Source organism: Aquabacterium commune, from assembly GCF_004362855.1.
Classification (GTDB): domain Bacteria; phylum Pseudomonadota; class Gammaproteobacteria; order Burkholderiales; family Burkholderiaceae_C; genus Aquabacterium; species Aquabacterium commune.
The window spans coordinates 1-9,983 of sequence record NZ_SNXW01000024.1; the positions used below are offsets into that span (position 1 = coordinate 1).

Sequence of the window (9,983 nt, forward strand, 5' to 3'; positions counted from 1 at the left end):
GCAGCAGCGCCAAGATCGGCGCGGGCAAGTTCAGGCCGCTACGACCGCTGCAACCGGCTTAGCGTGCTTTATTTTCCGTTTTCTGAGGCGACCCCCTGAAGGTGAGGCAATGCTTGAGCGTTTGGCGGCGACCTTGATCGAGGCCAACGTCATTGTTGAGGCCGACAAGGCGCGTTTCGTGCATGCGATCAGTGCCCTGACGGTGGATTGCAGTGGGGCGCCATGGGGGCAGTTTCGTCAGGATGTATCTGAGGCAACCAAGATGGTGCGAGACCTACCATAGGCAAGGAGAGATGCGCATGGTGGGCGCGGCCCAAGCCTGGAATCTCGGATAATCGGGGTCGAGAGGGCTGCTCCACCGCCGGAGAGATACCGTCATGCTCGCCCCCTCTGCCGCTTCAGACCATCAGCCGAACCGGCCACGCCCTCGAGGGCGGCCGCGCGGGAGCGCGACCCAGGATCTCCGGCAGAAGCACCTCGGCCTGCCTCACTTCGCTTTCCTGAGAGCATGGCTCCAAGGCTTTGACCTCGCTCAGGCCTGGGACCGCTTCCTTGCCTTCCAAGGCGAAAGCGGTGACCTGAGGCATGTGCGCGCAACCCGTGCTCGACTGTGGATGCAACTGCTCGACGATGCGCAGGCGCTGAACGACAGCCTGCCGCCTGAACAGCGGATCGACGACGTGCTTGAGAGGCTGCAGAGCCGCGAAAGTAAGCCCAAGCTGGTGGAATTGCCGTCGCTTGAAACCTTCTGCTCTGAGCAGGGGTTGGAGCTCGATTTCTACAGCGAGCAGGAGCTGCTGCAGCTCATGAGGGAGCACTACGGCCTGGACCAGGTCCGTGACGAAAGTGACCAGGAGTCCTTTTCCCAAGACGGGGTGCAAATCAGCCCTCAGGTGAGAGCGCTCAATACGCTGCAGACCTACTTGGCCAAGCCGCTGTTGCCTACCGACAGTATTGCCCTCTGGGTGTCGGCTGCGCTATCCCGGCGCCTTGCTCTGGCCGGCGTGGCCACCGTCGATGACCTGGTGCGCCTGCAGGCAGCCTGCGGGCCGACTTGGTACCGCAAGGTGCAGGGGCTGGGGCAAGTCCGCGCCGATAGGCTTCTGGGATGGCTGCAAAGCCATGGGTTGCTGGATGCAGCCGCGGCAAAGCCTGTGGCAGAGATTGTCGCCACCGCCATCGTGCCGCTAGAGCAGTTGGGTATCCCGCAGGCCCTGCAGGGCCGTTCGGGCGGCTTTCGCGCGATGGGGCCGAATGCCTATGGTGCCGAATGCGATCAGCAGGCGTGGGACGCCTGGCTCAGGCCTTACGAGGGGCAGCCCAGGACCTGGGAAACCTATCGCAGGGAGATCGAGCGTTTCGTGCTTTGGGCGGTTCTGGAGCGCAGCCGCGCCTTGTCCGCCATGACCACGGCCGACTGCCTCGCGTATCGCGATTTCCTGACCAGGCCGCCAGCGCGCTGGGTCAGCGGTGGTGTTCGTCCTCGTAGCGCTGCCAGCTGGCGGCCGTTTCGAAGTGGTGGGCTGGATCCGGTCAGCGTGCGTCACGGACTGGGCGTGGTGCGAAATCTGTACGCGGCCTGGCTGGAGGCCGGCTACGTGGTGGCCAACCCCATGGCCACCGTCTTGAAGCAGGTGAAGTTGCCGGCGCCGGCGGCGGACGCCAAGCGAGGGTTCACCGCAGAGCAGTGGCGGTGGATCCTTGCGCAGGTGCCCGTCGTGGCCCAGGGCCTACGAGCCCGCCGCCTGGCTGCGTTGCTGCGGCTCTTGACGGAAACAGGGCTTCGGCTCGATGAGCTCGTCCGGGCCAGGATGGGGGCCTTGGAGCCGATCCATCTGGAGCCTGAGCCCGATTCGGGCCATACTGAAGAGGAGCTGGCCTACTTGCTTCACGTCGAGGGGAAGGGGGGGAAGCCCCGTGTCGTGCCCATGTCGGCCGCGTTGGTCGACCAACTGCTCGAGCTCCACCAGTTGGTCGACCAGGTGAACCCTGCCGCCGGCAGCTGTGCCGACTTGGAGCGCCCGCTGCTGGGAGCCCTGCAGGGGCCGGTGGGCCAGCGCGGAGGCGAGGCTCGCGTGGCGATGGGGCGGGCGGGCCTGTACAAGCTGCTCAAGCGGTTCTTCCGGCGCCTGGCACGCCTGGCGGTCAAGCAGGGGCGTCAGGACGCTGATCGGTTGGCGGCGGCCTCTACGCATTGGCTCAGGCACACGTTCGCGCGCCAGGCAATCGCTCAAGACGCCCCGATCGGGGTCGTTCAGGAGGTACTGGGCCATTCCAGTCAGAGGACAACCAGCGAGATTTATGTTTTGCAGGAGCGGACCAGGCTGGTAAGGGCGATGCTGCAGGTGCACAGGACGGGACGCACCTGATGACGGCACGGTGGTGAAATATTCGATACTTGGACCCTTTGCGTTCCTGCGCAACGGGAGAGTAATCATGGGAGAGGCAAGACGACGCAAATTGCTGGCGGGCAGCAATTCGGTGCCCGATAAGCTCTGGCCTTTGAGCAACCCGACAGCTCAACAGCAACTCGAAACTTGGTTCACCCAGCGCGGAGTCGATCCGTCGAGGCCTGGGTTGCACGATACAGCCGAGTTCCTTCGCGTTGAGGCGCTGGATCCCACGGCCATGAACATGGCCGCACGCCTCGTCGAGGCTCGTAGCTATTCCGCTGACGAGCTGCTGCAGGCCGAGCGAAAGATTCTGGCCGCGACTGAGGCTATCGCAAGTCGCGTTGCACGTGACGGGCGCCCCGGGCTGTGCGTGGTGGCCTCGGGCGTGTTGTCTCGGATGCTGGACGAACTGGGCGTGTGGAACTACACCGCCAAGTCCAACCTGGCAATCTACTTTCCAAGGTCCGTGTCGGTCGAGCCGCGCTACTTCTACTCGATCGACACAGGGCAGTTTGTGGCTCCGCACGCGATTGTGGTGGCCCCGCCATTCACCGTGGTCGATGTCACGGTGAAGCATCAGATGTACGACCTGGACGCGATGGTTCGCTGGTTACCTCCGATCGCGGCCACCAAGGCGTTTCGTCCCTACCGCGTGACGCCGAATGAACTTGTCTCTCCTGAAGCTCGGGCTGCACTGAGGATGAGCGGCGATACGGCCCAGAGCTTCCTGTCGCGAGAGAAAGCCTCCATGTTGGAAGTGATGGCACAACTACCCTCGCGAGAACTAGCTTTGGACGGCGGGCGTTTGGGCTATGGGCTGATCGCGGTTGGTGGGTATCAGGAGCGCCTGAACGATTTGCATGGCAAGAACTGCAGTATCGATGGACTGACGCCTATGGAGATTTTTGAGCAGGACGTGCTGCCCAGGCTCTGAGATGCCTCTGTCCGCTGCGCTACGCGGAGGCAGCCATGTTGTCGGGCTCGACAGCCGACAGCCCTACGACACGAACCGTCTGAGCTATGTAGCCCTTGTCGGAGCGGGCCAGATCAAATTCAACCTTCGTGTCGGGCTCCAAGGTCCGAAAGCCAGTCATCTCGATCGAGGAGAAGTGTACGAACACATCTCCATCGACATCTGACGCTGTGATGAAGCCATAGCCCTTGGCATCATTGAACCACTTGACCTGTCCGATTGGCATAGCCACCTCCTTATCTTCTCTCTCGTTTGCGAGCAAATTTTAAGGCAACAGCCTTACAGATCACGCTCGCTGCTGCCGGCCCAGATCCGGTGCTGCGCTTGCATCTCAGCTTTTACCTCAGTGACTTGCTCCGCCACCGGCCGGGTATCCGTGCGCTTCGAGGCGATTCGACGAGCGGCGTTGATAACCAGCCAGGCTTGGTAGTCATGGAATGGATTGAGGCCTACCAGGTTGCCCAGCAGATCATCTGGTGCCGGCGGCGCCGTTTTGACGCGGCAGAAGAGTGCGCTGGCGCGCTGTAGATCCCAGGCGCTCAGGAACAGCAGCAAGGCGCTCAGCGCAAGCAGAGGGTGGGCTGCAGCGGGTTTCCAGTAGTAGGGGTGTTCCCGAGCCAAGGCGTGTGGCTTCGTCCCTGGTTCGAACAGGTGGTGCGCGGCAAAGGACGCGAGGTGCAACGCCGCATCGTATTTCTCGCGCAGCGCGGAAGGGTCGAGCACCTGTTGGCCAGCATGCTGATCAAGTAGGCGCAGGGGGCGCTCGAGCGATTGCCGCTGGAAGTAGACGTGGGGGCCAATCTCGCTGAAAAGCGGCTCGTTCCGGCGTGCCCATTCGAGCTTGGCGGCGGCCTCCCAGTCGAAGCCGGGCAAAGAGCCGTGTTCTGGGATGAACGACAAGCTGCCGGCGTTCCTGATCGCTCTCGTGGCTTGCATGTCACTGCACCACTGCAATTGCTCGGGCGTCACGTCCAGAAGGATGGTGCGCGCTGCCTTTTCCTCAAGGAACCACAGGCGCATGGCGCGCATTTCTGCCTGGCTGAAGATGCCGGCGGAAATCCCCCGACAAACCAAGTCACGAATCGCCCTTGTCAGGGCGGACTTGTCGCTGGCGAAGCTGGTGAGGTAGTCGGCACCCCTGACGTTCTGCTCGTCGTGGAAGTCGCAGAGGGGGTGGTGGGGATTCCCGCCTTCCGCAGTGCGAAAACGAAAGTGGCCTTGCGCCACGGCCCTGCCAGACCCTTTGGACCTGGCGCTGCGGACCAATGTCGCACCGAGTGCCCCGCAGGCACTGCATTCGACGTCGGTGCCGGCTTTTGCCCGGAGCCAGTCGGGCACGTCAAGCTGCTTGAATGCCTCGGCTGTCTGGAGTCCGTTGAGCTGGAGCCACTGCTCGAGATCAAGCTCTCGCTGAGCTTCTTTGGAGTACGCGGTGATGGGCATTGTTCCTCCTGATGGTCTCGTGTGGCCAAGCCGCCATCACGCCGGGATTTTGTCCTCCATCTGGAAAGTCGCCCCCCTGGAGGAAACGTGAAATCTATGAAAATCGGACATGCCCGCTGCGAATTTGAGCTCCAAAATTGGCCGCGCATTTTTGACGTGGTGTGGAAATCACAATAAAATTGTTGTAGCGAATTTCGCAACGCTCCCAGAGAGCGATGCAAAAAACGCACACCACGTCACCGCGTAGGAAGTCACCATGGCCAAAGCCAAAATCGTCGAAGTAGTTCAGGGCTCTGCCGTCAAGGCAGCGGTGCCCGTCTCGGGCGGTTGGGTTCTCGTGAAAACGGGAGACACCAAGGCGCGGCGAGTCAAGCCGGAAGAAAGCGTCGGCACGCTCGTCATGAAGGCGGCCAAGGCGCTGGGCAAGCCTGGGATTGACCGCTCTGTGGTGTTCGGTGGAGGGGCTTCCCAGCGTTCGGCGAAGCCCGTTTACGCCTACTCGGTCTACGCGGCCGATCCCACCAAATTTGTGCGCGAATCCGAGGATGGCACCAAGACGGTGGGCAAGATGGTCAATGGTAAATTCAAGGTCTTGGCTACCACCTGATCGCCTTGAGCAAGCGCGTTCCTTCTCTTCAAACACTGATCAACAAGGCCTTGGGTGACCGCTCAAGGCCTGTTGCTTTTGTGCTGGCCGGTCACAACGGATCTGGCAAGTCGACGCTCTGGTATGAGCGCCTGGCTGATCGCCTGCAGATTCCGCTCGTCAACGCTGACCGGCTCACCATGTCTATCCTGCCCGAGCCGGAAAACGGTCGCTTGGTGGCGTGGGCCCAGCAGCTTCGTGATCAGAATGAACTCTGGATGAAGCTCTCGCAAGAGGCCGTCAGGGCCTTTGTTCTGAGCATCCAGGCGGCCAAGGCGCCATTCGCGTTTGAGACCGTGTTTTCTCACTGGAAGCGTTTACCTGACGGCTCCTACGATTCGAAATACAAGACGATCAAGGAACTGCAGGAAGCTGGCTACTTTGTCGTTCTCTTGTTTGTCGGCTTGGCCAATGCCGAGATCTCGGTGCTGCGCGTTGGGACTCGTGTTGCCAAAGGTGGGCATGGCGTACCAGAAGAAAAGCTGATGGAGAGGTTTTCCCGTACACAGAAAGCCATCGCACATGCAGCACCTCTGGCCAACATGACGCTGATGTTCGACAACAGCCGTAAGCATGAACAAGCGTTCACGCTGGCTCGAGCTCAGTTGGAGGGGCAGGTCTTGTTCGACTGCCGAGATCCGTCGTTCAACGTCGACCAAGAGCTTCGTGACGTCGCCTCGCATTGGTTGTCGAAAGTTGCACCGACTGCTTGACGAACCGGCGGCCAGCTAGCCCTTGCGGCACCCCTGCTACAGTGCTGACAAACGCACAAATGCAGGAGAGCAGCATGGGACGGCCTTTCATCGTCCTGGGCGACCGTACCGACCACGGAGGTGTGGTGGTGGGCGCCGCAGGAACAACGGAGACGCATGGCAAGCGGATCGCTCGCGTGGGCGACCAGGTCACTTGCCCCAAGAAGGGACACGGCGGCACCTCGGTGATCGTCACCGGCGATCCGACGATGATCATTGACGGGCAGCCGGCCGCGCGTCATGGGGACAAGTGCGCGTGTGGAGCCACGCTCATCGCCAGCCAGGTCGTGTCGACCACGTCGGATGGTGGGGCCTCGAACCCCGCCGCAGCGAGCGCAGAGCAGGCCGCTAAAGCAGCAACTGCAGGTTTTGCTGCACCCAGGCCAGATGTCCGCATCACCTACGACGAGAAGACAAGGCTTGAAGTTGCTGGCGACACGGCCATGCTTGTCGGGCTACCGTGGTTCGTGAAGACTCTGTCCGGTCAGACGCATGCTGGCCGGCTGGACCAGAGCGGCGAGTTGCCCCGCATCGTGACCTCCTCTGAGGAGGACTACGAGGTCTTTTGGGGTGAGGATGCCCTCGAGCTCATGGAGGGCAACTGACGTGGCCACGGCCCTCAGGCAGAAGGCGCGGGTGCGGACCAACGCAACTCCCCAGTCCATTTGCGCCATTCAGATCAGCCCGGTTCGGTTCACTGGGCTGTGGGCCGCTTATCCGAAGGAGCGTGACCCGTACCGCGACGCGCAAGGCAAGGTCCCCGCGGCGTTCGAGAATCAGTGCGCGATCCGGATGAGCGTCAGCCTGCACCAGGTGGGTGTGACGATGAAGTCGTTCAAGGGGGCTGCTGTGCAGCTGGAGGGACAGCGCGCAGCTATCCGGGCCGAAGAGTTCGCCGCATGGCTGAAGCTGCAGCCATTCTGTGGTCTGCCGAACAAGCCACAAGCCATCACTGGGCCGGATTGGCAGCAGAAGATCAAAGGCAAGACCGGCATCATCTTCTTCAAGGACTACTGGGCTCGCGACGGCGAGGTCAGCCACGCGTCAGGCGATCACGTCGACCTGTGGAACAAGGATCGGTTGACGCCGAGCTTTGCCAGCTTCATGAGATTTACGGTGGGTCTTCGAGGCAGCACCATCCTCGGCTTCTCGGACCTCGGCAAGGCCAAGGAAATCCTCTTTTGGGAGATCAAGTGACAACACGGGCCAGATCCGCAGGTTTCTTCTTCCTGGCCGGCGTGGGGTTCGTGGTGCTAGTCGATGCGCTCTCAACCGTGGCATGCAACGACTCGTGTCCGGCTTGGTTCTCATGGGTGGTGACTGCTCAGCTGCTGTTTCCCTTGGTTTGGGCGGTGGTTGGTGGCGCTGCACCACAAGGGCGCCGCTTCATTTGGTTTGTGGCCACGATGGCTCTGTCCGCAGCAATCGTGTATGCAATCCACCAGCAGACCTTGAGCTTCACAACGCGAGCCCTCAGTGGATGACCTGGCCGCTATGCCGAAGGCGAGATGTTTTCGAGCACGTTCACGCCGAGCTTCTCCGCCGTGCGATGAAGGCGAGATGGAAGTGTTCGTTCGAGGACGAGAAACACCTTGACGATGGGCGGGGCGTCCGGGTGATCGACTTGTGCCTGGGCTTTCAGAACTGCAGCGTATTTGATGGCTTGGTACAGGCCGCGCTCATAGTCGCGCTCGAGCTTGTCGGAGATGCATGACTTCACTTCGACGCCGATCCATTGATGGCCAGACCTGAAGAACACATCGATCTCGTCGCCTGACTTGAGAGCGTATTCCTCTTCAGAGAACCAACCAGGCTCTGCGCCAACAAGATGAGGGTTGGCCTTGATGAACTGCTTGAGAGCCTTGTGTTCGTCCGACTCTCCGCCGCCCCAGCCGCCGGCCGAGGACGTACCCGCTTTCGTCGCATCGGAGGGCGTCAATCCGAGCAACTCTAAGACAGTGCCCCAACGGCTTCCGAAGCTCAGGATGCGGAGGTATTCTGCGAACACCTTGGCCTCCTTCTCTTGCCTGCTCAGGGCCTCGTAGCCGCGCCACCTGCCGCTGATGCCAACGCCTGGCAGCCCCTTGTTCTTGCCCTGACCCGAGACGACTATCGTGGTCAGGTATGGAATGTCTTCGAGTTCAGGTGTCGCGATGGAATCAATCATCTCGGTCACCGTGCCGAGGACTTGTCCGAGGCCTTTGGCCCAGGCTTCTCCGTGCTTGTTGCGTCGGTTCAACCTTTCGGCGAGGTCTTTGTAGGTGAGCGGCTGGAGCACGCCATCTCGCTGCACTCGGACGTGCTCAATGAGTATGGGCACAGCCAAGCGTGCGTATTCTGCGTTGGACAGGCCGGCCGTAGGCGCCTGATCGAATAGGCCCACCTCATCATCTTCGGGTGGGTTGGCGAGGGCGCCTGGCGGCGATTGGCGTCCAGGGAAGGCCCCCTTGGGCGACACGAGCTCGAACAGGTAGCCGGGATCGATGGTGTCACCGCGACGCTCCTGAAAGCGTTCTTCAAGGCGAAGCCGCGTCACAAGGTCGGCCCCGGAGAAGCCAAACACCCGTTGCAATTCATGCGCGCGGTCCATGTAAAAGCGAGCGACCTTGCGCTCCCCCCTCTTCAAGGACGCTGGATCCGGATCTGCCTCATAGCCGACAACGCGCAGCTTGTCTGCTGCAGCTCGACGCAGGTTTTCATCAGCCTCTCGGCCATGGGCAACAGCGGGGCCCTTCCATTCCCGCATCTTGCCGCCCAGTCTCACGAAGCGGCGAAGGCGGCCTCCCTCTGCGTCGTCCTCGATGTCGAGGATCTGGTCTCTCCAAAGGGTGCAGACCAACACATCGTCAGGGCTGAAAGCGTTCCATGGCGTGTCGTGTCGCGCGTGTTGAGGGCTTTTTCGATAGGTGTCGACGTCGCAGGTGAGCTTCCAGAAACTGTGGGTGCTCGTCTCTACTCGTTCCTTGTCCATGGCTGTGTGCTCCCCCTTGGATCGGTCGTGGAGGAGGGCCGAAGCCCTCGTCTGGTCAGATCGCGAAGTCTTCGAGCTTCTTGCCGTCTGCCTGTGCGGCCTTGAGCCACTTGGGCTGGAGGCCCCGGCCAGTCCAAGCGTTTCCAGTGGCTGGATCGCGGTACTTGGGCGCCACTGTCCGGCCGGAGAGCTTGTTCGCCGCGCCGGCGTCTGCTTGAGCTCGACGCTTACCTGGCCATGCTGTGGACAGGTCATCGACCGTGAGCTGGTGCTCTGCCATCAAGCCCTTGATGTTCGCGATCACTTCCGCGCGTTGAGCACGATGTGATTCTTGGATTTGTCTTTCGACTGCTTGCAGTTGCCTTTGAATGGTTTCTCGTTGATCCAGCAGGGTGGTCAAGGATTCTTGTGTGCTCATTGCGCCCTCGATGTTGTTTTGCGACGGTGGTTACGAATTGAATAAGTCTCGTCGGCCCAGCCTTCCATCGATGCTGGTCAAATCCGAGCATGAAGAATCTACTCGAAAAATTTGGGGGTTTCCTGGCTCTCTTGCTGATGGTGGGGTGGTTTGCCATTCAAACCTTTGGTGGCCAGGCCGGAACGGCTCTGTTCGGCAATTCGACACCCGTGCGTTTGCTTGCTGGCCACACTCTGGCTGCGTTGTTCCTGTGGGTGACCATCCGAGCCGTTCTCAGCTGCTCTGAGAAGGCAGGGTGTCCGCGCCGATCCAAATCTGAGCCACTGTGCCGATCCAGTATTGAGCCAGGGCTGGTAGCCGACCAAAGGGTGGTCAGCTGTGGATAAG

11 protein-coding genes and 1 pseudogene are annotated in these 9,983 nt (G+C 61.2%); 7 read left to right on the top strand and 5 right to left on the bottom strand.

From position 1 onward, the window contains the following. The 3 genes from EV672_RS18890 to EV672_RS18305 all read left to right on the top strand — a co-directional run. A partial coding sequence (locus EV672_RS18890; RefSeq protein WP_208110812.1) for a hypothetical protein occupies positions 1-283 on the top strand: 283 nt, incomplete at its 5' end. 331 nt (positions 284-614) lie between these two features. Then, a complete protein-coding gene (locus tag EV672_RS18300) occupies positions 615-2,369 on the top strand; it encodes a site-specific integrase (RefSeq protein WP_058085829.1) in 1,755 nt (584 codons plus the stop codon). Between the two features lie 67 nt (positions 2,370-2,436). Next, positions 2,437-3,327 carry a hypothetical protein gene (locus EV672_RS18305; RefSeq protein WP_083505669.1) on the top strand — a complete coding sequence of 297 codons (891 nt, stop codon included), beginning with the start codon at positions 2,437-2,439 and terminating at the stop codon, positions 3,325-3,327. Positions 3,328-3,346: 19 nt separating this feature from the next. Here EV672_RS18305 and EV672_RS18310 read toward each other — a convergent pair whose 3' ends face one another. Continuing rightward, positions 3,347-3,592, bottom strand: a complete 246-nt coding sequence (locus EV672_RS18310) for a cold-shock protein (protein ID WP_058085828.1) — start codon at positions 3,590-3,592, stop codon at positions 3,347-3,349. A gap of 53 nt (positions 3,593-3,645) precedes the next feature. Next, positions 3,646-4,809 (bottom strand): hypothetical protein, encoded by a 1,164-nt coding sequence (locus EV672_RS18315; protein ID WP_058085827.1) that lies wholly within the window; start codon positions 4,807-4,809, stop codon positions 3,646-3,648. A gap of 256 nt (positions 4,810-5,065) precedes the next feature. On the opposite strand from EV672_RS18315, the gene EV672_RS18320 reads away from it, so the two are divergent. The 4 genes and pseudogenes from EV672_RS18320 to EV672_RS18335 all read left to right on the top strand — a co-directional run bounded on the left by EV672_RS18320 (position 5,066) and on the right by EV672_RS18335 (position 7,404). Further along, positions 5,066-5,416 carry a hypothetical protein gene (locus EV672_RS18320; RefSeq protein ID WP_235513688.1) on the top strand — a complete coding sequence of 117 codons (351 nt, stop codon included), beginning with the start codon at positions 5,066-5,068 and terminating at the stop codon, positions 5,414-5,416. Between the two features lie 5 nt (positions 5,417-5,421). After that, a complete protein-coding gene (locus EV672_RS18325; protein WP_058085826.1) occupies positions 5,422-6,168 on the top strand; it encodes an ATPase in 747 nt (248 codons plus the stop codon). A gap of 74 nt (positions 6,169-6,242) precedes the next feature. Continuing rightward, positions 6,243-6,506 (top strand): annotated as a pseudogene (locus tag EV672_RS19170) (PAAR domain-containing protein); the annotation flags it as partial. A 277-nt stretch (positions 6,507-6,783) separates the two neighbouring features. Next, on the top strand, positions 6,784-7,404 hold the full coding sequence (locus tag EV672_RS18335) for a type VI secretion system amidase effector protein Tae4 (protein ID WP_058085825.1): 621 nt from the start codon (positions 6,784-6,786) through the stop codon (positions 7,402-7,404). Positions 7,405-7,699: 295 nt separating this feature from the next. On the opposite strand, the gene EV672_RS18340 is transcribed toward EV672_RS18335, so the two are convergent. From EV672_RS18340 to EV672_RS18895, 3 genes are all read right to left on the bottom strand, one after another. Continuing rightward, on the bottom strand, positions 7,700-9,178 hold the full coding sequence (locus EV672_RS18340; protein WP_133611386.1) for a hypothetical protein: 1,479 nt from the start codon (positions 9,176-9,178) through the stop codon (positions 7,700-7,702). 55 nt (positions 9,179-9,233) lie between these two features. Beyond that, positions 9,234-9,596, bottom strand: coding sequence for an H-NS histone family protein (locus EV672_RS18345; RefSeq protein ID WP_083505667.1), 363 nt, complete (start codon positions 9,594-9,596; stop codon positions 9,234-9,236). A 98-nt stretch (positions 9,597-9,694) separates the two neighbouring features. Next, positions 9,695-9,983, bottom strand: a 289-nt coding sequence (locus tag EV672_RS18895; RefSeq protein ID WP_208110813.1) for a hypothetical protein, incomplete at its 5' end; no start/stop codon positions are given.

Bases quoted from the DNA above. Each gene is read 5' to 3' on its own strand.
- EV672_RS18315 (WP_058085827.1), bottom strand. From the start codon at position 4,809: ATGCCCATCACCGCGTACTCCAAAGAAGCTCAGCGAGAGCTTGATCTC.
- EV672_RS18345 (WP_083505667.1), bottom strand. From the start codon at position 9,596: ATGAGCACACAAGAATCCTTGACCACCCTGCTGGATCAACGAGAAACC.
- EV672_RS18320 (WP_235513688.1), top strand. From the start codon at position 5,066: ATGGCCAAAGCCAAAATCGTCGAAGTAGTTCAGGGCTCTGCCGTCAAG.
- EV672_RS18305 (WP_083505669.1), top strand. From the start codon at position 2,437: ATGGGAGAGGCAAGACGACGCAAATTGCTGGCGGGCAGCAATTCGGTG.
- EV672_RS18310 (WP_058085828.1), bottom strand. From the start codon at position 3,592: ATGCCAATCGGACAGGTCAAGTGGTTCAATGATGCCAAGGGCTATGGC.
- EV672_RS18335 (WP_058085825.1), top strand. From the start codon at position 6,784: ATGCCCTCGAGCTCATGGAGGGCAACTGACGTGGCCACGGCCCTCAGG.
- EV672_RS18340 (WP_133611386.1), bottom strand. From the start codon at position 9,178: ATGGACAAGGAACGAGTAGAGACGAGCACCCACAGTTTCTGGAAGCTC.
- EV672_RS18300 (WP_058085829.1), top strand. From the start codon at position 615: ATGCAACTGCTCGACGATGCGCAGGCGCTGAACGACAGCCTGCCGCCT.